We start from the raw sequence: 20,711 nt of genomic DNA on the forward strand, positions 1-20,711 counted from the left end.
ATGAGGAGTCACATGTCTTCGCCCGCACTGTCCCGACGCCACCTGATGTTCGCCGGGGCGGGTGTCGCCGCCGCTGCGGCCACGCCGCTCGCGGGGGCCGGCGCCGCGCAGGCCACCGCCGGGCCGGTGAACCCGGCGAGCATCCCGGACGGCGCGCCGCTGATCGGGGTCGACCACGGCTCGACCCGGTGGGCCGGGTCGATCGTCAACCACGAGACCTCGACCACGTTGCAGGGCATCGCGTTCGACTCGGTCAACGGCCACCTCTACACCCTGCAGATAGCCGGCGCCGGCCAGGTCGCCTACCTCCGCTCCGGCAGCCAGGTCGCCGTCACCGCCACCATCGGCGGCGATCAGCACGCCGCCTCCGGCGACCTCTGCCTCACCAAACACGACCTGACCGGCGCCGTCCTGGGCCACATGTACCTGCTCGGCTTCGGGCACGGCGTGTCGCTCGGCATCGAGCCCGCGACCGCCTCCACCCCCGCCTACGTCTGGACCGAGGCCAACGCGGCCACCAGCGGCTACGGCCGGGAGATCGTCCGGTTCCCGTTCGCCGACCGGACCCTGCTCTGGACCAGCCACCCCGACGTCCGGCGCCTGGCCTCCCCGGACCCGGCCGCCACCGCGATGACCCCGTACGTCGACGCGGCCAATGGCATCCTCCTGCTCCGCTACGCCCTCGACGGCGAGCACTGGTTCGCCGCCTACGAGCTGTCGGCCGCGCGCACGGCCGCGACCGAGGGCACCGCCCTGCCGGCCGCGCTCGCCCGCATCCAGCAGCCGTTCTTGCCGAAGGCCGACGCCAACGGCGCGCCGACGCAGACCTCCGCGACGTTCCAGGGCTTCGCCTCGCACGGCCGGTACGTCTACATGCTCGACGGCGACCCACGCGCCGGTGACCCGTCGAAGCCGCTCTCCGGCCTGGACAAGTGGACCGTCCACACCACCTCGATGGACCTCAACGGCGTGCAGAACGACCCCACCACCGGCTACATCCGGCGCACCCACTCGGAGGCCGACGCGGCCGCCGCCCCCCGCGAGCCCGAGGGCATGGCCGTCTACACCGGCCCCGAGGGACTGCGCCTGTGCTTCGGCATCACCAACAACTCCGCCACCGGCACCCGCCAGTTCGACCTCTACTACAAGGTCTGACGTCCGGTCGGTGGACGCCCAGGGGCAGGCGGCGCTCCGGGCGTCCGCCGCCGACCGGCCGCCGGGCCGTGACCCCGGCGCTGCCCGTCGTCCGCACGCCCGTCGCCGGCCCGGTCCGCTTCGCCCCGCCCCGGGCTGCGGGCCGTCAGGCCGGCACCGTCCCCGCCGCTTCGACGATGACCTCGGCCACCCGTGCCGGCTGCTCCACCAGGAGCAGGTGCCCGGCATCCGGCACCGTCACCATGGTGATCCCGGGGCTCGCCTCCAGCCCGCGGCGCTCCTCGTCCGTCAGCCCGATCTCGTCGCGGTCGCCGCGCACGACCCAGGCGGGCTGCCCGGAGTCGCGGAGCCGGGCGACCAGCGACGGGTGGCGGTCCAGGTAGTCGTAGTAGCAGCGCACCGACGGGCGGCAGAACCCGGGATCGTTGTTGCTCATGTCCGCCGCGAGCGTCCGCGCCCGGTCCTCCGTGACCCCGCCCTTGATCATTTCCTTCTTCATCATCGGCGGCAGGGCCTTCATCACCGCCGTCCAGGACAGCGGTCCCAGCCCCGGCACCCGGCCCAGGTGGTCCAGGACGCCGAGGAACGCGGCCTCGTCCTTCTTCGAGAACGTCGGCGACAGGAGCACCACGGGCCCGGCGAAGTCGCCCGCGGCGGCCATCTCGATCGCGACGTTCGCGCCCATGCTGTGACCCACGACCAGGTCGCAGGCCTCGTCCGCCGCGAACTCCCCCATCAGCCGGGCGTAGTTCTCCATCGCGAGGTCGTCCGGCGGCACGGTGCGCCCGAACCCCGGCAGCGTCACCGCCACCGTGGCCAGCCCGGCCCCGGCCAGCGCCGGCTCCGCCATCACGTCCGCGTAGAACTCGGCGCTGCACATCCCGCCCGGTAGCAGCAGTACCCGGTGCCGCGGGTGCTCAGGGCCTGCGCGGCGTGCGTCCGGCCATTCCTTCATAGGCCCAGGCTGGACCCGCCGCCGCGAACCCGCCACCGCCGGCTGCCCCGGCCGACGGCTCGTGCGGCGGGGCTGCAGGGACTGCGGGCGGGGCTGCAGGCAATGTCGAGAGCTGTTGCACGGTGTGCACACACGGCGCCCACCGCGCCGTCCTACAGTCGGCGGAGTCGGAAGCCGCAGGAAGCCCAGGCCGCGCACAGCGCGACCCGGGGCGCACGGCCGGCCCGTTCAGGGGGCCACGACCACCCGCTCGACCATCTTGACAGGGACACACTCATGCACAGCGAAGTTCTGAAGCCCGTTCTGACCCGCGCTGCCACCGCCGAGACCACCAGCGACCCGAGCAGCACGATGACCCTGCTGGCCGACTGCGGCACCGACGGCAGCCCGATCACCAGCTACCGTTCCACCTTCGCCGAGGGCGCCGTCGGCGCGCCGGCCCATTTCCACACCCGGGCCTCGGAGCTGTTCTTCGTCATCGGCGGCTCGCTCCAGGTGCTCGTCGACGAGGAGGTGACCGTCCTCAACGAGGGCGACTTCCTGGTCGTCCCGCCGCACACCCCGCACGCCTTCGCCGCCGCCCCCGGCTCGACCGCCGATGTGCTCTTCACCTTCACCCCCGGCATGCCCCGCTTCGACTACCTGCGCCTGCTCGGCCGGGTGATGCGCGGCGAGGCGAGCCCGCAGGAGATCAAGGACTCCTCCGAGCTGTACGACAACCACTACGTCGACAGCCCGCTCTGGCGCGCCACCCTCGAAGCCGCCGCGGCCAAGTAGCCCGCCGGACAGGGCCCAAGGGCCGCCCGCCGGCGCGGAGGAATCCGCAGCACCCCGGCCGGCGGGACGGCCCGGGTTGCACCTTCCTGCCAACCTCTTGGCAATCTCCGTTCGAACGCGATCTTCGCGGCTATGCTCCGTAGCCGTCCGAGCATGATCGAAATCGTCGAAGGGGCAAGGAACGTGACGTTCCGTTCCACCACTGTCGCGCTGGCCGCGGCTGGCCTGCTCTCCCTCCTGGGGACCACCACCGCCGTCGCCGCCCCGGCCGAGGCGCCGGCCGGCCAGGGCCGGGAGTGCGGCGCCGTCCGCCTCACCGGCTCGCTGCCGGCACCGGCCCCGGGCCAGGCCGTCCAGCAGCAGGTCACGATCGGCGCCGACTGCACACCGCAGTTCGGCCCGGTCACCTACAAGCCGGCCTCGGCCGCGGCGTCGAAGACCGCAGCCGCGAGCCAGGCCGCGGCCGCGGCCGCGGCCGGTACCACCCGGCAGCTGCGCAGCTGGAACGAGATGTTCGACTGCTGCAACATCCGGATGACCGGGCTGTACACCACCTCCACCTGGACCACCGACGGCGGCCGGATCACCACCGCGGCCACCGAGTCGACCCAGGGCAACAACCGCGAGCCGTGGAACGCCGGCTGGTCGGTGAAGTCCACGGCCAAGACGGACGACTGCACCACCGACTGCGCGGTCGTCCACACCAAGGCCGACGCGGAGTTCAGCTACCAGGGGATCTTCGACGTCACCGGCAACTGGTACTTCAACACACACCACTCCTCGGTGCAGCTGAACGGCGACTCGACCGCGTCGTGCACCTTCGACGTCGAGCTGCGCCACACCTTCATCGGCTGGAACTGGCAGCGCGGCTGCGAGTGATCCGATGCCCGACGGCGGGCGGGCGGTGACGGGAGCTCCCGTCACCGCCCGCCCGCCGTCGCGCTCCGGCCGAGGGCAGACCGCCGGCGCGCAGGCTCAACGCACGACCAGGCTCGGGTAGTCGGGAAGCGTGATGTTCTCGGCCGTCCTGCGGGCGATCCTGGCGGCCATGTTCTTGCCCGGCAGATAGGGCATCAGCTTGTAGTACCGGTTGAGGAACGAGGCCGCCAGCCGGCTCCCGGGGACCATCAGCCTGGCGACGCCGTCGCCCATCTTCTGGCAGCCCGCCGCGTACGCGCCCATCCGCTCCTGGTAGCGGTCGAAGGCGGCGCGGTGGTCACCGTCCGCGGCGGCCAGCTCCCCGGCCAGCACGTACGCGCCGACCAGGGCGAGGCCCGAGCCCATGCCCGACAGGGAGGACGGGCAGTATGCGGCGTCGCCGACCAGGGCGACCCGGCCGCGGGTCCAGGCGTCCATGCGGACCTGCCCGACCGAGTCGAAGTAGAAGTCGGACGCGTACCGCATGGCGTCCAGCAGCCGGTCGCTCTCCCAGCCGTTGCCGGTGAAGTGCTCGGCCAGGAGCGCCTGCTGGCGCACCACGTCGCGGCGGTCCAGGCCGAGCTCCGGTGAGCCGAAGTAGAAGGCGGCCTTCGCCTCGGCGTTGTGGCGCGCGCTGTACATCGCGGCCAGGCGGCCGGCGGTGCGGTAGGCGTGCCCGGTGTGGTCGAGACCGAGGTGGTTGGCGGTGGTGAAGATCGCGCAGTAGACGCCGAGGTGCCTGACGAACTGCTCCTCGGGGCCGAAGGCCAGGCGGCGGGTGTTGGAGTGCAGCCCGTCGGCGCCGATCACCAGGTCGAAGCGGCGGGGCGCGCCGCGCTCGAAGCCGACGGTGACGCCGTGGTCGTCCTCGGCGAGCGAGGTGACGGAGTCTCCGAAGACGTACTCGGTGAAGCCCTTGGTGGCGTCGTAGAGGATGCGGGCGAGATCGCCGCGGAGGATTTCGAGGTCGCCCGCGAAGAGGTCGGCGGGGAGCTTCGCGACCGGCTTGCCCGCGCTGTTGACGTAGGACATCGAGCCGACGCCGGTGCGGGCTGCTTCGAGCTCGGGCAGGATGCCCATCCTCCGGAGGATCGACAGGTGCGCCTCACCGCGGAAGTCGACGGCGTAGCCGCCGTCGCGCAGCGCGGGGGCGCGCTCCACGATCACCGGGTCGAAGCCGTAGTGGTGGAGCCAGTGGGCGAGCGCGGGGCCGGCGACGGAAGCGCCGGAGATGAGGACGTTGCGGTTCTTCATGGCGGTGAGCTTCGCGCGGGGCGCTCACCGCGGGCTCACCTCCGGCTCACGCCCGGCTCACCGCCTCGACCAGGGCGTCGGGGAGACCCAGCACGCGCAGCACGTCCGGCGCGGACGGCCCGACCGCGGCCGCGGACTCGGCGGCCCTGCGGTAGTGGGTCCGGGCGGCGGCCCGGTCCCCGTTCTCCTCGGCGACGCGGGCGAGCCCGGCGAGGGCGCGGACCCGGTTGCCGAGGGCCTTGATCCAGTGCGGGTCGATCCGCTCCAGTGCCTCGGTGTACAGCCGCTCGGCCCCGGCCGGGTCGCCGTCGGCGAGGGCGAGGTCGGCCTGCCCCCGCAGGGCGGCTCCCAGGCCGTCGGCGCTGCCCGCGCGGACGGCCAGTTCAGCGGCCCGGGCGTAGTCGGCGCGGGCCGCCGGGAGGTCGTCGGCGGCGAGCTGGTCGCCCCGGTTGACCAGCAGGTCGGCAGCGTCCTCCAGGGCGCCGAGCTCCTCGGTGAGGGCGAGGGCGCGCTCGGTGAGGGCGATCGCCCGGGCCCGGTCCCCGCGACCGCCCGCCAGGCCGGCGAGCAGGTCGAGGACCAGCGCGGCGCCCCAGCGGTCGCCGAGCGCGTCGAAGCCCTCGCCGGCCAGGGCGAAGTCGCGCTCGGCGGCCTCCTGGTCCCCGGCACCGAGGAGGCCGAAGCCCGCCACGTACCGGGCCACCGCGCGGGCCCACGGCTCGGGGCAGTCGCGCTGCGCCGAGACCAGCTCGAAGGCGCTCTGCCGCTCCTGGAGGGCGGCCTGGCCGGCGTTGCGCATCATCCACACCAGCAGCGCGGCCGGGTACCGTCCGGGCCGGTCGCCCGGCCAGGCGGCGGCCAGCGCCCGTTCGGCGGCGGCGCGGTGCTGCTGCCAGACGGGCATCCCGGTGGAGCCCGGCGCGGCGAGCAGCGTGCAGATCGCGTACTCCTCGCCGAGCCCGGCCGGGGGCGCGGTGCCGGCCTGCACCGGGCCGCCGGCGGCCGCCGGGTCGCGGACGCCCTGCGGGTCACCGGCCGCGTGCCGGTCGCGGACGCCCTGCGGGTCACCGGCCGCCGCCGGGTCGGCGAGCGCCGGCCGGTCACCGATCGCCGCGAGCAGGGCGGCCGCGTCGGGTGCCACCGAGGCGGCGGTGCCGCGGATCCACAGGTAGGTCGAGCCCGAGGCGAGCAGTTCCAGGGCCGTCTCCACCTCGCCGGCCGCGATCGTCCGGCGCAGCGCGGTGAGCACGTTGTCGTGCTCGGCGGCGAGCACCGGCAGCCAGTCCAGCTGTTCGGCCCGCCGCAGGTGCGGGTCGGCGGTGCGCAGCAGCTGCCCGACGTACCGGGTGTGGGCGCGTTCGGCCACGTCCCGCTCGCCGGCCGCCGCGAGCTGTTCGGCGGCGTAGGCGCGGATGGTCTCGAGCATGCGGTAGCGGCCGCCGGCGGTCTGCAGGAAGGACTTGTCGGCGAGCGCTTCCAGCGTCTCGGTGTCGGTGTCGCACACCTGCGCCGCGGCCTCGGCCGTCGCGCCGCCGGCCAGGACGGCGAACCGCCGGGCGGCCCGCCGCTCGGGTTCGGTGAGCAGCTCCCAGCCCCAGGCGACGACGGAGCGGAGCGTCCGGTGCCGCTGGTCGGCGGTGCGGGTGCCGCGGGCGGCGATGGCGAGCCGGTCGTCCAGCCGCTCGGCGAGGTCGTGGATCTCCAGCGTGCGCAGCCGGGCGGCGGTGAGCTCGATGGCCAGGGGCAGGCCGTCGACCGCGGCGCAGATCCGGCGGACGAGGGCGGGGTCGGCGGCGGGCCCGCGCCGGACGGCCGCGGCCCGGTCGGTGAAGAGGCGGGCGGCGGCGTCCTCGTCGAGCGGCCCCACCTGCTGCAGGCTCTCGCCGATGATGCCGAGCGGCTCGCGGCTGGTGGCCAGGATGCGCAGCCGGGGGCAGGCGGCGAGCAGCCTGGCGGCCAGCTCGGCGGTCTCGTCGACGAGGTGTTCGCAGTTGTCCAGGACGATCAGGAGCAGCCGGTCCGAGAGCGCGGCGGTCAGCCGGTCGAGGGGGGTGCGCGAGCCGTCGAGGTGGAGTCCGCTCTCGCGCAGGCCGAGTGCGCCGAGCAGCGCCTGCGCCGGGGCGGCGCCGTCGCGCAGGGGGGCGAGCTCGACGAAGCAGACCTCGCCGGCTCCGGCGTCGGCGGCGTTGCGTGCGGCGATCTCGACGGCGAGCCGGGTCTTGCCGACGCCGCCGGGGCCGACCAGGGTGACCAGGCGGGCCACCCGCAGCAGTTCGGCGGTCTCGGCCGCGTCGGCGGCGCGGCCCACGAAGGAGGTGAGCTGGGCCGGGGGCGCGGCGATCGCCGGCGTGCTGTCGGTGTCCAGCAGTTCGCGGTGGAGCGCGGCCAGTTCGGGCGAGGGGTCGGCGCCCAGCTCGTCGGCCAGGTGGCGTCTGGTCTCCTCGAACACGACCAGGGCCTCGGCCTGGCCGCCCTCGGCGGACAGGGCGCGCACCAGCAGCGCCGCCAGGCGCTCGCGCAGCGGGTGGCGGCCCACCAGTTCGCGCAGTTCGGGGACGGCGGTGCGGTGTTCGCCGAGGCGCAGGGCGGCCTCGAACCGGTCCTCCAGTGCCCCGAGTCGCAGTTCCTCCAGCCGGGCCGCGGCCGCGCGGGCCGTCCCGGTCCCGGCGATCTCGGCGAGTGCGGGTCCGCGCCAGAGTCCGAGCGCTTCCTGGAGCAGCTCGGCGGCCCGGTGCGCGTCGCCGTCCCGCAGTGCGGCGCGGCCCTGGCCGGTCAGCCGCTCGAACCGGCCGGCGTCCACGGCGTCGTCGGCGACGGCGATCCGGTAGCCGGCTCCGGCGCGTTCGATCGCGGCGGCCGGGCCCAGGGCGGCGCGCAGCCTGGACACCTGCGACTGCACCGCGTGGGCGGAGAGTTCGGCGGCCGGGTCGATCTCCTCGGCCAGGCGGTCGGCGGAGACCACCTCACCGGGGCGGACCAGCAGCAGTGCCAGCAGTGCCCGGCGGGCGGGCCCGCCCAGGGGCACCTCGGCCCCGTCGTCGTGCCACGCCCGGGTCTCGCCGAGGATTCCGAACAGCATGCGGGTGATTATGCATCAGACTCGATCTTGCCGACACGGTCGAGCGGTCGGGATCGCGCAGATCCGATCACCGCGGCAGGGTCCCGCCGGGCCCTGCGCCGGCACGGTCGCGCGGGCCGGCGCCCGCGCGTACGACCGTGCGACCGTGTGACCGTGCGGACGGGATCACGCCGGGACGATCGGGCCGAGGAAGGTGCCGCCCGAGACGTCGACGGTCTGGCCGGTGATCCAGCGGCCCTGCGGGCCCGCCAGGAAGCCGACGACGTCCGCGACGTCCTCCGGCTCACCGAGGCGTCCGAGCGCGGTGATCGACTCCAGCCCCGCGACCACCTCCGGGATGGCGGTGTGGCCGGCGGTCATGTCGGTCCGCACCGCGCCGGGCGCGACCGTGTTCACCGTGATCCCGCGCCGGCCGAGCTCGTTGGCCAGCGAGGGCGCCATCGACTCCAGCGCCGCCTTGCTCACCGTGTAGGCGATCTGCGTGGAGACGGCGAAGCGGCTGGCGGTCGAGCCCATGTTGACGATGCGGCCGCCGTCGTTGAGCAGCGGCAGCGCCCGCTGGACGACGAAGAACGGCGTGCTGACGTTGATCGTCCACACCCGGTCGAACTCCTCCGGGGTGACGGCCGCGATCGGGTTGCCCGAGATGATGCCCGCGTTGTTGACCAGGATGTCCAGGCCGCTCACCCCGTGGGCCGCGAGGCCCGCAGTCAGGCCCGCGAACAGCCGGTCCACCGCGCCGGCCTCGCCGAATCGTGCCTCGACGGCGAACGCCCGGCCGCCCGCCTCCTCGATCCGCGCCACGGTCTCCTTCGCCGCGGCCTCGTTGCCGCCGTAGTGCACGGCGACCAGTGCGCCCGCCGCGGCCAGCCGCAGCGCGACCGCCCGGCCGATGCCCCGCGAACCACCCGTCACCAGCGCGGCCTTGCCGGTCAGCTCACCCATGATCGTGCTCCTTCGTGCGGTTGTCCTGGCCTCCGTCGGCCCGGCGATGGCTCAAGACTGTCGGCGCCCGCTCACCGCGCCCTCACCGCCGGCTCACCGGTCGGCCGCCCCTCGGTGAGCCGGGTCCGCGCGCCCCGACGATCCGGGCCGGCGCGCGACCGGCGAACCGGACGCGCCCGCCCCGCTTCTTCCCTCCTCCATGGGAAATCTTTACGCTTTCCCACCTGGACAGAACGATCACCGCCCTGCGTACGATCACGCGGACGGTGCGTCACCAGTGTTGCTGGTGGGGCCGGTTCGGTCCGCCGGGAGCGGACGGCCGGGCCCCGGCGGGCGCTCCGCCAGGCAGACCGATCCGAACGGGGGCAGTTCAGACGTGAGTACACCTGCGGCAAGTGACCAGTTCAGCGTCAACACCCAGGCCATGGGCGGGGCACAGTCGGCGCTCAACGGCATGGCACTGGACAGCAAGACCATCGGCGCGACCGCGGACGAGTCGACCAACGCGGCGGCCGCCGCGCACAAGGGCTGGGACACCGCCGGCGCGCTGCGCGCGGCGCTGACCGAGTGGCACGAGCAGGTCGACCAGCTGACCGCGCGCCTGCACCAGAACAGCGCGGCCATGCAGCAGACCACGCTGAACTACCACACCACCAACCAGTCCATCGCCGACTCGCTCAAGGTGAAGTGACCCATGCTCGGATACGAGGACGTCCTCAACGTGAACCCCGGCACCCTGTCCACCGCCGCGGCCAAGTGGCGGGAGATGGCCCAGAAGTTCCACACCATGGAGGGCAACTTCGACCGGGACGTGCTCTCGGTGACCCGAAACGGGCTGTGGACGGGCGGCACGGCCGGCCTGGCCAACTTCCAGCTCATGTCCACCAAGGACCAGATCGCCGCCGCACAGGTCGAGGCGAACGCGATGGCCTCCCTGCTCGACGACGCGCGCGCGGACTTCGAGGCCGCGCAGAAGCAGGTGCGCGAGGCCGCGGACGGCGCGGTCAAGGCCGGCTTCAAGGTGACCGGGACCGGGGTCGCCGTCCTCGACCCGAGCACGCTCGACAAGGGCACCCTGAACGACCTCCACCACGACGCCGACACCCAGCGGGCCTACCAGGAGGCCGCGGGCAAGTGGACGCAGGCCATCGAGGCCGGCATTCAGCGGGCCACCGACGCCGACCAGCGCGCCGCCCGCGCCCTGCGCAGCGCGTCGAAGGCGGGCAGCATCGACAACACCTTCAACGGCAAGGCCCTGGGCGGCGGCGACGCGGCCGACGCGCAGCGCGCGGCCGACCTCGCCACCCGGATCGACAGCCTGAACGACGACGAGCGGTCGCAGCTGGCGAACCTGATGCGGGCCAACGCCGACAGCCCGCAGTTCTCGCAGACCCTGCTCGACCGGCTCGGCCCCGAGAAGACACTCGACCTCGCCGAGAAGCTCAACAACCCCGGCAAGGACGGCGGGAAGAAGGCCGCCTACCCGGGCCTGCAGACCGACCTGACCCGCGTCATCGCCTCGGCCACCCAGGACCCGAACACCGAGTTCTACCGGAAGTGGCGCGAGGGGCTGAAGGAGAACGGGACCAAGAACTTCGGCTCCAACACGGAGCCGGTCTACGGCTACCAGATCCTCGGCACGCTGATGTCCAAGGGCGATGCGAAGTACTCCACGCCCTTCCTCACCGACCTCGCCGACGACATCATCGCGAGCGAGAAGAAGCACCCGGGGCTGTGGAGCTACAAGGCCTCCCACGACGGCACCTCGCTGGGCGCGGACCCGCTGGACGAGGTGCTCGGCGTGATGGGCCGCCAGCCCGAGGCCGCGACGTCCTATCTGGACCCGGGCGCCGACGGCGGCAACAAGCGGCTGCACTTCCTGTTGAAGGAGCGGGACTGGCCGCAGGGCTACATCACCGGCTACACCGGCATGATCAAGATCGACGACCCGCTCTCGCAGAGCGGCCTGGCCGCCGCGATCGAGGCCGCCTCCACCGGAGAGCGGGCCGGCACCGCCCACGACGGCAAGCACACCGAGGCCCAGGGCCGGATCATGCACGACACCATCGTCACCATGGACGAGGACCACGGCGGCGACAAGATCAAGGCCACCCTGCGCCAGCCACTCGCCAACGCGCTCGCCGACTACGTCGGGGACACCCACGAACTGCTCAACGGCCGCAACGACGTCTACAACGGCCACACCGGGCACGACTCGGTGTGGAAGGACGGCGACACCGTCCGGATGGCGGTCGGCCAGGACAGCCTGGTCCGGTTCATGCGCGGCCTGTCCGACGACCCGGCCGCATACGGCACCCTGCACCGCGCCGAGACGGGCCGGATCGACCAGGAGCTCGCCGCCATCGGGCCCCACCCGACCGAGGCCCAGATGAAGGACCCGATGGGCAAGGGCGCGGCCGCGCTCGGCGTCTTCGACGCCATTCGCGCCGACACCGCGATGGACCTGCGCGACGACAAGAACGCCCAGGCCGACTGGAAGGCCAAGGTGCTCTACCACACCATCGGCGCGCCGATCACGCCGATCGCCCCGCTCGGCGACGCCGCCCAGCGCCTGGTCGACACCTGGACCTACGCCGTCAGTCTGGAGGAGAAGGACCAGAACAACTCCGAGGCCAACGCGAAGGTCTCCGACACCTACCTGGGCGCCAACCGCCAGATGTCGGACATGGTCGGCATCTGGGCCCGGGACCGCGGCATGGACCCCGACAGCCCGGACATCAACTCCCTCCAGGACGACATGCTCAACAGCCGCAACCGCAGCAACGACGTCGCCGGCCGCTACCTCGGCCGGGGCAACGCCTGATGAGCCCCCGGACGCGAAGCCGGATGCTCCCCACCACCCGGCGCTCGCGCGCCGCGGCCGCCGCCACCGCCCTGGTGGCGGTGGCCGCGGCCGGCCTCGGCCTCTGGTGGACGCTCGGGCGCGACGACCCTGACCGCGACTGCGCCGGGCTCCGCACCGACGGGCGGATCCGCACCGTCCTGGACGGGGCGTGGAGGTCCGACCTGCCGTGCCGCGAGCTGGCGGAGGGCCTGCGCCGCGCCACCACCGGCGACCGGCCGGGCGTCCACACCCTCCCCCAGGCCCACGCCATGCGCACCGTCGTCCTCGCCCTCGCCGACCGCCCGGACCACCACGTCCACCCCGAGGTCCGCGGCCCGCTCGCCGAGGCCCTGGCCGACTACGCGGCCGACACGCACGCCGTCCTGACGGGCGTCAACGACGTCTACGCAGCGCACGACGGGCCGAGCGCCGACGCCTGGCAGGACGGGCAGGGCGTTCACTTCGCGGTGTCCCAGAACCAGTTGGTCCGCGCGCTGCGGGGGCTCGCGGAGGACGCGCCGGGCTACGCCGCCCTGCGCGCCGCCGACCTGCGCCAGGGCGCGGCCGGCCTCGCCGCCGTCGGCCCCGGCCCGGAGCAGAGCGCGATCGTCGACCCGCTGGTGCGCGCCGCCGCGCCCGCCGGCGCCTTCGACGGGATCGCGGACGACGTCCTGCGCGACCTCGGGGACGGCGCCCGCCGCAGCTGGCAGGGCGACGTGCTCACCCGGCTGAAGGCCGCCGGGGGCGGGCAAGTACCGAGCTTCGCCGCCGATCCCGCCGGCAACCTGGCCGCCACCTGGCTCGCGCCCCTCGCCCCCGCCGACCCGGGCGGCGCCGACGGCTACCCCCGCCTCCACGACCAGGCGGCCGCGCTGCTCGCCCAGTGGGCCGACGCCGCCCACGCCGGCCTCGCCCCGGAGGCTCTGCGCACCCTCCAGGACCGGGCGCGCACCACCACCGACCGCGAGCAGCGCGAGGCCCGCACCACCCTGGGCGGACAGGTCCTGTCGTCGAACCGCGGCGGGGGGCCGGCCGGCCGGGCGCGCACCGAGCACGTCGTTTCCGCCGGTCGCGTGCCGGTTTTCGGCCCCATAGCTTGAGATTCGGGCCGAACGCGGCGTTCGTCCTGCCGACCGAAGCCCCTCACGCAAAGCGCCTCACGACACGGAGGAAACCGACATGACGCTCAAGCTGGGTGTGCTGGCCCTGCTCACCGCCAAGCCCGGCAAGGAGGCCGAGGTGGCCGCCCTGCTGGACGCCGCCCGCGGCATCGCCGCCGAGGAGGCCCGGACCGAGGTCTGGTACGCCTTCCAGGTCGACGGCTCCACTTTCGGCATCTTCGACGCCTTCGCCGACGACGAGGGCCGCCAGGCCCACCTGACCGGCCGCATCCCCGCCGCCCTCGCCCACGTCGGCCCGGACCTCCTCGCCGCCGACCCCGACATCCGCCTGATCGACATCCTCGCGGTCAAGTAGCGTCCCCGGCTGCGGGCCCACCTGCCCGCCACGGCGCCGTCCTGAACCGCGGGACGGCGCCGCCTCCGGGGCGGGCGTCGACGAACCGGAGCGGGTGTCCACAGAGGGGGAGGCCGACCGTGACCGGTGGGCCGACCATGAAGGGGTGGACCCGGACCCGTACGACCTGCCCGGCCTCCTGGACGTCGCACCGACCCCCCGGACGGCGGTGGCCTGGCTGCCGCCGTCCGGACTGTGGGAGGCCGTCCAGGAGATCCGGCGCGAGCACGATCCGCAGATCCGCCGCTGGCCGCCCCATGTCAACGTGCTGTTCGGGTTCGTCCCGGAGTCCGACTTCGGCCCGGCCGTCCCGCTGCTGGCGGCCGCGGCGGCCGAGCACCACCCGTTCACCGCACGGCTGCGGGGCGTGCGCAGCTTCCGCCACCGCCGCGACTCCACCGTCTGGCTCGACCCGGCGGCCGACGGCCCCGGTTCCTGGGCCGCGCTCCACGGCTCGCTGGTGGAACGCTTCCCCCGCTGCCGCGGCCGGGCGGAGGGCTTCACGCCGCACCTCTCGCTGGGGCGGACGCGCGACCCGCGCGGTCTCGCGGCCGAGGCGGCGGCGCGGCTGGGCAGCACCACGGCGCCGGTCGCCGAGCTCGTCGTCCTCTCCCGCCGGGGCGACGGCCCGATGGAGGTCCGGCTCGCGGTCGCCCTGGGGACGGGCGTGGTGCGGCGACCGGGTGACTCCGGCACCGGTACGAGCCGCTGAGCGGGCCCCCTCCACCCGCCGCAGGACCCGCCCCACGGCTGGGGCCTGTCTTGTGGATCAGCCCCGACCTGATCCACAAGACAGGCCCTGGCCCTCGGCGCGCTGCCAGGGGAAGGGCGAGAGGTCGGGCTCGACCCAGCCGGCCCTGGCCTCGGCGCTCGCCAGCGTCGCGTCCCGGTAGAAGCGGCTCAGCAGCGCCTTGTCGAGCAGCTCGGGGTGCCGGTCCGCGAAGGTGCCGAAGTCGGCGACGGCGTCGAAGTCCGTGAAGGCGTCGAAGCCGGCGCCGCCGTCGAAGCCGCTCCCGGCGCGGCCTGCGTGGTGGCCCACCAGCTCGACCCAGGCCCGGGTCATGGTGACGTGGTACTTCTCCGGGGCACCGGCGGCCCGGGCGGTGCGCCGGATGCCGTCGCCCACCAGCTCGACCGCGGTGGCGGTGCCGTGGCGCCGAACGGCCAGCCAGGTCAGGTGGACGTGCTGGCGGTGCCCGAACCGCTCGGCCGCCGCCATCACCTCACCCATCAACGCCGCGAACTGCTCGGCAGGCCGCCCACCGGGCTGCTCCGCAGGCTGCCGCGCCGCCTCCGCCGCACCGCGGCCGTCCCCGCTCATGCGCCCTCCTCGATCAGCGCGTCCAGCACGGCGTAGTAGCCGGCGACCGCATCCGCGGGCAGGCCGGCCAGTGCGCGGCTCTCGACATCGGCCAGCGTCCGCCTGATCAGGGCCGCGGCCGCGCGCCCGGAGTCGGTGAGCTCGACGAGCACCGACCGGCGGTCGCCGGCACGTACACCGCGGGTGATGTGGCCGCGCCGCTCCAGCCGGTCCAGCACGCTGGTCAGCGTGGTCGGACGGGTGCCGACCGCGACACCCAGCTGGGACACGGTCCGGCCCCGGCCGTCGGCGAGGTTGGCCAGCGCGTTGATCTCGGAGGCGGTCAGGTCGAGGTCGACGAGCTCGGCGGCGATCAGCTGCAGCGTGGCGTGGGTCGCGCGCTGCAGGGTGAGCAGCACCGACCGCTCAGGTGGTACGGATTCGGAGTTCATGATTTCGGATACTACGAAATCGTTCTATCGAGGGCAAGGCGGGTGGCACCCCGCCGGGCTCAGCGGCGCGCCGACGCTCGGGCGACGACCGCGGAGTGCCGCCCGCCCAAGATCACCAGCCCTCCGCTGACAACCGATCAGGTGCGGTTTAGGCTGGGCCGGGTCCGAACCATCTCGACGGGGCGGGCCGGGCCGGCCGCGGGGTGGGAGATTCCGGGGGTCGGGCCTGCCACAGGAGCACACGGGGGAAGAGCATTGTTCGAGGATCGGGAAGACGGCGAGCTCGCCGAACTCACCGCGCACACCGAGTACATCGGGTACGACGGCGACGAGGAGGAGGCCCCGCGTCGCCGGTCGGCCTCGCGCCGGGTCTGGCAGCTGGCACTGGGCGGAGTCGTCGCCGGACTGGTCACGGTCGGCGGGTACGGCGCGTACAACCTGGTCAACGCCGTGTCGGACGGATCCCGGGGCGACGGCGACCATCCGGAGTCCACCGCCGTGGCCGCCATGGCCCAGCAGCCGCCGACCGCCGAGGAGGCCGATGCGGTGGCGCGGCAGTTCCTGGCGGCCTGGGGCCGGGGCGACGTCACGGCTGCGGCCGCCCTCACCAACCGTCAGGAGACGGCGCGCTCGGCGCTGTCGGCGTTCCGCGAGGCGCTGAAGCCGCGCTCGTTCGCCGCGACCGGGACGGGCCCGGCGCCCTCCGGCACGCCGAGCGAGCCGGCCGTCGGCTTCCGGGTGAAGGCCGAGTTCGAGGGCGCGGCCGGCGCCTGGGAGTACGACGGCGCGCTGAGCGTGGTCCGGGCCGCGGACGGCCGGGCGGTCGTCCGGTGGGCGCCGAACGTGATCCACCCGCACCTCGACACCGGCGAAACGATCGGCGTCCGGCTGCTGCCCACTCCCGTGGTGAAGCCGACCGACCGCAACGGCAAGCCGCTCGACGCCTTCCCCTCGCTCAAGTCCGTGCTTCCGCAGATCGCTCCGCCCGCCGGGGCGGACTCCGTCGGCGGCCAGGCCGTGGTGATCAGCGACGGCACCGCGAAGGCGCCGGAGCAGCTGTTCGTCCTCACCCCGTCGAGCGCGCCGGAGGTCAGGCTCACCCTGGACGCCGGCCTCCAGCAGGTCGCGGAGGAGGCGGTGAAGCAGCAGTCGGCGGGCGGGAAGCCTGCCTCGCTGGTCGCCATCCAGCCGAGCACCGGCCACATCCTCGCGATGGCGTTCTCCCCCTCGGGCGAGTACAACCGGGCCGTCGCGGGCGGACAGCCGCCCGGCTCCACGATGAAGGTGGTCACCGCGGCCGCCCTCCTGGAGGCCGGGGTCCGCCCGGACACCGTCGTACCGTGCAAGGACACCACCAACTCCCCGCGCCCCTGGCGCAACGACGAACGCGGGGACTTCCCCGACTACACCCTCACCGACGACTTCACGCACTCCTGCAACACCGGCTTCATCGACAAGGGCCTGGAGAAGCTGCAGCTCGGAACGGTGCCGGCGGTGGCGCGCGAGCAGTTCGGCCTCGGCCTGGAGTGGCACATCGGCATCGAGAGCCGGGACGCCACCGTCCCGGTGCCGAAGACCAAGGACGAGGCGGCGGCCGAGTTCATCGGCCAGGGCACCGTCCAGGTGAACTCGCTGGCGATGGCCTCGGTCGCCGCCACCGTGCAGAGCGGAACGTTCCGCCAGCCCGTCCTGCTACCGGGCGCGAAGCGGGTGACGGCGCCCGGGAAGCTGCCGGAGGGCGTCGCCCGCGACCTGCGGACGATGATGTCCAGGACCGCGACCCAGGGCACCGCACGCGCCCCGATGTCCGGGCTGACCGGCCAGATCGGCGCCAAGACCGGCACCGTCGAGACCGGCACCGGCAAGGACACCAACAGCTGGTTCATCGCCTACCGCGGCGACCTCGCGGTCGCGGCCGAGGTCGAGGGCGGCGGCCACGGCAACAGCGCCGCCGGCGTGGCGGCCGCCCAGGTGCTCAAGGCCGGCGGAAAGGGCTGACCGCCGACCGGCGCGGGCGGGGGTGCGGTGTGCTCACGCCGCACCCCCGCCCGGCGGAGTGACGCTCAGGACGCCCGGGTCAGGACCATCATGCGCTCGGGGTTGGGCAGCGGCGTGAAGCCCGCCTTCGCGTAGACCCCGTGGGCGTCCTGCGTGGCGAGCAGGATGCGCCTCAGCCGGTACGGGGCCAGGTGGTCGCGGATCTCGGCGGCCAGCCAGGTTCCCAGACCCCTGCCGCGGTGCGCCGGGTCGACGTAGACGTCGCAGAGCCACGCGAAGGTGGCCAGGTCACTGACGATCCGCGCGTACGCGACCTGGGCGCCCGCGGCGTCGAAGACACCGAAGTTGAGCGAGGCGCGAACCCCTTGCTCCACCGTCTCCCGACTGACGCCCAGCGCCCAGTACGCGTCGGTGGACAGCCAGTGGTGCACCAGGCCGACATCGATCCGGCTCGCGTCCGTGGACAGCTCGTAGCCGTCTTCCCTGATTGCAGTCATGAACGGACAGCATAGAGAGGACACTTGGAGATTCCAAGCACTAACTTGGTAGAACCAAGCAGCCGTCGGCACCCCGCATCCGGCCCACCGACCCACGCATGACCGACGCACGACCGGCGCACGACCGATCCGTGACCGATTCGGCCGCGCACGGCCTCCCCTACCGTCGGAGACGACAGCGAACGAGCCCCCGACGAAGGAGCACCCCATGACCGCCTACGCGATCGCCAACGTCCACGCCGTCGAGTTCGGGCCCGACATCGTCGAGTACCTCCAGCGGATCGACGCCACCCTGGAGCCCTTCGGCGGCCGGTTCCTCGTCCACGGAGGCCAGGTCGAGGCGGTCGAGGGCAGCTGGGGGAAGGACCTCATCATCATCGAGTTCCCCGACCACGACCGGCTGCGCGCCTGGTACGACTCCCCCGAGTACCAGGAGATCCTGCCCCTGCGCACCCGTCACATGACCGCCGACGTCGTCTTCGCCCACGGCACGCCCGCCGGCTACCGGGGCGCCGACGCCCTGGAGCACTGACGTGCCGAGGCAGCGGCGCCGCCGCCCCCGTCCGGCACCGCTCGGGCGTCGGACGGGAGCGGGGGCCCGGGACGGGGCCGGGGCCTGGGGCCGGGGCGGCGGGCGGTCGCCGTCTCCCCGCAACCGCCACCGCGTTCTCCTCGGGGAACGGCGTTCCTACCGGGACGGGGCGCAGAACGGCCGGTGGGCGGAGTGCCAGAGGGCGGCCTCCTCCTCGGACTCCGTGTGCTGGCCGGTCGCCTCGCAGTCCTGGCAGGTGGTGGTGCCGGTCTCGGGGTCGAACGCGAACGGGTGGCGCGAGGTCACTTGCGGTCCCTTCGGACGGGGTGGGAGCGGTCGGTGGTGCGAGGCGGTGCAGGCCGGCGCGGGGCCGTGCGCGCGGAGGTGGGATCCGACTGCGGAGCGCCCACACCGACCGCACTGCCGTCCCGTCAGGCCTGCGACCCCCGACGATCTTTCCCCGCCCACGCTGTCGAAACGCCCGCCGCCATCGGCCGATACGGGCAAAGTGCAGGACCGCCCAGGGGGCGCCGCCCGGCCACGCCCCCTCCGGCGCGCCGGCCCCTCCCCGATCGGTGAACGGCGGCCCCCGCGAACGGGGTCAGCGGACCTCGGCGTGGAGCTCCGCGACCAGCCGGGCGACGGTCTCCGGCTCGCGCAGCGTCGGGTAGTGGTCGGACCCGGCCAGCCTCACCAACCGGCAGCCGGGGATCCGGGCCGCCATCTCCTCGTTGCAGCGCACGACCTCCGGCTGGTCCAGCTCCCCCAGCGCCAGTACGGTGGGCGCGGAGATCTCCCCGAGCCGGTCGAACGCCGGCGCGTCCGTGGCCTGGTGGCCGACGTTGCCGAACCAGGCCGGCAGCACGGCCGCGAACTGGGCCGCGACGACCGGATCGGTCTCGGGCTCGCCGCCTCCGGCCCGTCCCCAGATCCCCATCCCCAGCCGGACGATGCCGTCCATGTCCTGCTCGGCGACCAGGCGCTCCATCTCCTGGTAGAAGCCGGGCGGCACGAGCCCGTCGTACCCGGTGACCCCGGGGACGATCAGCGCCAGGCCCGCCACCCGCTCCGGGGCGTCCAGGGCCAGACTGATCGAGGTCGCGCCGCCCATGCTGGAGCCGACCAGCACCGCCCGCTCCGGCCCGAAGTGGTCGAGCACCGCGGCCAGGTCCTCCACCTGCGAGTACCCGACCGTGGGCGCGGGCGAGCGTCCGTAGCCGCGGACGTCGTAGCGGATCACCCGGTGCCGCGCGGTCAGCGCCGGCAGGATCGGATCCCAGACCGTGGAATCCCCGACCCCCGGGTGGAGCAGCACCAGCGGCAGCCCCTCACCGCCCGAATCGTCCGCCCAGACCTCACCGCCGCCGACGCGCACCATGGTTTCCATACACCCATTCTGACGTTCCGCCAGCTGCCGCCGTGAGCACCGATCCCGCCGATTGCCCCACCGGCCGGGCCGCGAGGTCGCGGCCTACGACCGGCCGGCCCCGCCGCCGTCCGTGAGCGCCGCCTCCGCGGCGTCGAGGATCCTGCCGAAGACGAGGGCGATGACGGGCCTGGCGAGGCGGGTGACCGCCGCGCCGAACGGGACCCGCGCCTGGAAGGCGGTCGTCCACACGACCTCGGTGCCACCCTCGACCTCGGAGAAGGTCATCCGGCCGAGCTCGTGCCGGGCCGGCGGGAAGCAGCGCTCGACGGTGTAGTCGAAGTCGTACGGCGGGTTGTAGGCGGTGACCCGCTCGCGGAACCACCCGATCGCCCAGGTGTGCAGCCGCACCGCGCCCACCCCGTACGGCGCGCCCGCGCCCTGCCGGGCCAGTCGCGCCCTGAGGACGAGCGGGGAACGGGTGTAGTTGCTGGTCGTGGCGCACCAGTCGAACACGTCCGCGATCGGCGCTGCGATGGTCCGTCGGACGGTCAAGGTCTGCATCGTCGCTGTCCCTTCTCCTGGTCGACTCTGCCGCAGGGCCCATCGGCCGCGCGCGCCAGGTGGACGGCGCAGCGTCCGCGAACGTGACGCCGCCACCCGCGTGACGCGCAGCACCCCCGCCTCCGGGGCGGCCCGGACGTCCGAGTGGCCCGACGCGGCCCGGCCCCCGCCCTGCCCTGGCCTGCCGGAAAACCGGTCGGCGCGCGGGGCGGTCGTGGGTAGGCTGCGCCGCATGTCACAGCCGGTACAGCTAGTCATCCTGATCACCACTCTCCCCGGCCGCGGGTCGGAGCAGGCCGCCGCGTTCGAGCGGCTCGCGCCGGTCGTGCGGGCCGAACCGGGGTGCCTGCAGTACGACCTGCACCAGGTCAGCGGCGATCCCGACCGCTTCGTCCTGATCGAGCGGTGGGAGTCGGAGGCCGCCCTGGCCGCACACGACGCCACTGCGCACATGGTCGAGGCCGACGCGGCGAGCCCGGCGTTCCGCGCCGGGCCGGCCGAGGTCGTCCGGCTCGTCGCCCAACCCGTGGCCTGAGCACCGCCCGACCGAGGCCGGCCG

At 74.2% G+C, this 20,711-nt stretch carries 21 protein-coding genes; 11 read left to right on the plus strand and 10 right to left on the minus strand.

Going from position 1 to position 20,711, the window contains the following annotated elements; genetic code table 11:
• The first annotated feature begins 12 nt into the window (after window positions 1-12).
• The gene (locus tag ACIPSC_RS08000; protein WP_400824144.1) at window positions 13-1,155 is read left to right on the plus strand and encodes a hypothetical protein; all 1,143 of its coding nucleotides are present in this window, start codon (window positions 13-15) and stop codon (window positions 1,153-1,155) included.
• Window positions 1,156-1,300: 145 nt separating this feature from the next.
• On the opposite strand, the gene ACIPSC_RS08005 is transcribed toward ACIPSC_RS08000, so the two are convergent.
• On the minus strand, window positions 1,301-2,110 hold the full coding sequence (locus ACIPSC_RS08005; RefSeq protein WP_400824145.1) for an alpha/beta fold hydrolase: 810 nt from the start codon (window positions 2,108-2,110) through the stop codon (window positions 1,301-1,303).
• Window positions 2,111-2,386: 276 nt separating this feature from the next.
• On the opposite strand from ACIPSC_RS08005, the gene ACIPSC_RS08010 reads away from it, so the two are divergent.
• Together ACIPSC_RS08010 and ACIPSC_RS08015 are read left to right on the plus strand one after the other, a co-directional pair.
• Window positions 2,387-2,887 carry a cupin domain-containing protein gene (locus tag ACIPSC_RS08010; protein ID WP_400824147.1) on the plus strand — a complete coding sequence of 167 codons (501 nt, stop codon included), beginning with the start codon at window positions 2,387-2,389 and terminating at the stop codon, window positions 2,885-2,887.
• Between the two features lie 183 nt (window positions 2,888-3,070).
• Entirely contained in the window at window positions 3,071-3,766 is a 696-nt protein-coding gene (locus ACIPSC_RS08015; RefSeq protein WP_400824148.1) for a hypothetical protein, read from the plus strand.
• A gap of 96 nt (window positions 3,767-3,862) precedes the next feature.
• Here ACIPSC_RS08015 and ACIPSC_RS08020 read toward each other — a convergent pair whose 3' ends face one another.
• The 3 genes from ACIPSC_RS08020 to ACIPSC_RS08030 all read right to left on the minus strand — a co-directional run bounded on the left by ACIPSC_RS08020 (window position 3,863) and on the right by ACIPSC_RS08030 (window position 9,083).
• Window positions 3,863-5,059, minus strand: a complete 1,197-nt coding sequence (locus tag ACIPSC_RS08020) for an FAD-dependent monooxygenase (RefSeq protein WP_400824149.1) — start codon at window positions 5,057-5,059, stop codon at window positions 3,863-3,865.
• A gap of 46 nt (window positions 5,060-5,105) precedes the next feature.
• On the minus strand, window positions 5,106-8,138 hold the full coding sequence (locus ACIPSC_RS08025) for a BTAD domain-containing putative transcriptional regulator (protein ID WP_400824150.1): 3,033 nt from the start codon (window positions 8,136-8,138) through the stop codon (window positions 5,106-5,108).
• Between the two features lie 165 nt (window positions 8,139-8,303).
• Window positions 8,304-9,083, minus strand: a complete 780-nt coding sequence (locus ACIPSC_RS08030; protein ID WP_400824151.1) for an SDR family oxidoreductase — start codon at window positions 9,081-9,083, stop codon at window positions 8,304-8,306.
• 376 nt (window positions 9,084-9,459) lie between these two features.
• Between ACIPSC_RS08030 and ACIPSC_RS08035 the strand changes: the two genes are divergently transcribed.
• From ACIPSC_RS08035 to ACIPSC_RS08055, 5 genes are all read left to right on the plus strand, one after another.
• Entirely contained in the window at window positions 9,460-9,774 is a 315-nt protein-coding gene (locus tag ACIPSC_RS08035; protein ID WP_400824152.1) for a hypothetical protein, read from the plus strand.
• 3 nt (window positions 9,775-9,777) lie between these two features.
• A complete protein-coding gene (locus ACIPSC_RS08040) occupies window positions 9,778-11,907 on the plus strand; it encodes a hypothetical protein (protein ID WP_400824154.1) in 2,130 nt (709 codons plus the stop codon).
• Between the two features lie 23 nt (window positions 11,908-11,930).
• Window positions 11,931-13,028, plus strand: a complete 1,098-nt coding sequence (locus tag ACIPSC_RS08045) for a hypothetical protein (RefSeq protein ID WP_400824155.1) — start codon at window positions 11,931-11,933, stop codon at window positions 13,026-13,028.
• Window positions 13,029-13,107: 79 nt separating this feature from the next.
• Window positions 13,108-13,404, plus strand: coding sequence for a putative quinol monooxygenase (locus ACIPSC_RS08050; protein WP_400824157.1), 297 nt, complete (start codon window positions 13,108-13,110; stop codon window positions 13,402-13,404).
• 145 nt (window positions 13,405-13,549) lie between these two features.
• Window positions 13,550-14,155: a 2'-5' RNA ligase family protein gene (locus ACIPSC_RS08055; protein ID WP_400824158.1), complete on the plus strand. Its 606-nt coding sequence runs from the start codon at window positions 13,550-13,552 to the stop codon at window positions 14,153-14,155.
• Between the two features lie 57 nt (window positions 14,156-14,212).
• On the opposite strand, the gene ACIPSC_RS08060 is transcribed toward ACIPSC_RS08055, so the two are convergent.
• Window positions 14,213-14,764, minus strand: a complete 552-nt coding sequence (locus ACIPSC_RS08060; RefSeq protein ID WP_400824160.1) for a hypothetical protein — start codon at window positions 14,762-14,764, stop codon at window positions 14,213-14,215.
• The gene (locus ACIPSC_RS08065) at window positions 14,761-15,195 is read right to left on the minus strand and encodes a MarR family winged helix-turn-helix transcriptional regulator (protein WP_400824161.1); all 435 of its coding nucleotides are present in this window, start codon (window positions 15,193-15,195) and stop codon (window positions 14,761-14,763) included. The genes ACIPSC_RS08060 and ACIPSC_RS08065 overlap by 4 nt, the downstream gene beginning before the upstream one ends.
• A 255-nt stretch (window positions 15,196-15,450) precedes the next feature.
• On the opposite strand from ACIPSC_RS08065, the gene ACIPSC_RS08070 reads away from it, so the two are divergent.
• On the plus strand, window positions 15,451-17,193 hold the full coding sequence (locus ACIPSC_RS08070; protein WP_400824163.1) for a penicillin-binding transpeptidase domain-containing protein: 1,743 nt from the start codon (window positions 15,451-15,453) through the stop codon (window positions 17,191-17,193).
• 65 nt (window positions 17,194-17,258) lie between these two features.
• Here ACIPSC_RS08070 and ACIPSC_RS08075 read toward each other — a convergent pair whose 3' ends face one another.
• Window positions 17,259-17,690, minus strand: a complete 432-nt coding sequence (locus ACIPSC_RS08075) for a GNAT family N-acetyltransferase (RefSeq protein WP_400824165.1) — start codon at window positions 17,688-17,690, stop codon at window positions 17,259-17,261.
• A gap of 208 nt (window positions 17,691-17,898) precedes the next feature.
• Here ACIPSC_RS08075 and ACIPSC_RS08080 point away from each other — a divergent pair, with 208 nt between their 5' ends.
• On the plus strand, window positions 17,899-18,222 hold the full coding sequence (locus tag ACIPSC_RS08080) for a DUF1330 domain-containing protein (RefSeq protein WP_400824166.1): 324 nt from the start codon (window positions 17,899-17,901) through the stop codon (window positions 18,220-18,222).
• A 156-nt stretch (window positions 18,223-18,378) separates the two neighbouring features.
• Here ACIPSC_RS08080 and ACIPSC_RS08085 read toward each other — a convergent pair whose 3' ends face one another.
• The 3 genes from ACIPSC_RS08085 to ACIPSC_RS08095 form a co-directional block, all read right to left on the minus strand.
• Window positions 18,379-18,528 carry a hypothetical protein gene (locus tag ACIPSC_RS08085; protein ID WP_238949446.1) on the minus strand — a complete coding sequence of 50 codons (150 nt, stop codon included), beginning with the start codon at window positions 18,526-18,528 and terminating at the stop codon, window positions 18,379-18,381.
• Between the two features lie 295 nt (window positions 18,529-18,823).
• Window positions 18,824-19,609, minus strand: coding sequence for an alpha/beta fold hydrolase (locus tag ACIPSC_RS08090; RefSeq protein ID WP_400824167.1), 786 nt, complete (start codon window positions 19,607-19,609; stop codon window positions 18,824-18,826).
• Window positions 19,610-19,693: 84 nt separating this feature from the next.
• Window positions 19,694-20,152, minus strand: coding sequence for an SRPBCC family protein (locus ACIPSC_RS08095; protein ID WP_400824168.1), 459 nt, complete (start codon window positions 20,150-20,152; stop codon window positions 19,694-19,696).
• Window positions 20,153-20,384: 232 nt separating this feature from the next.
• On the opposite strand from ACIPSC_RS08095, the gene ACIPSC_RS08100 reads away from it, so the two are divergent.
• Window positions 20,385-20,687, plus strand: coding sequence for a putative quinol monooxygenase (locus ACIPSC_RS08100; RefSeq protein ID WP_400824169.1), 303 nt, complete (start codon window positions 20,385-20,387; stop codon window positions 20,685-20,687).
• Window positions 20,688-20,711 lie beyond the last annotated feature (24 nt).

It is taken from the genome of Kitasatospora sp. NPDC090091, assembly GCF_044747365.1.
Taxonomy (GTDB): domain Bacteria; phylum Actinomycetota; class Actinomycetes; order Streptomycetales; family Streptomycetaceae; genus Kitasatospora.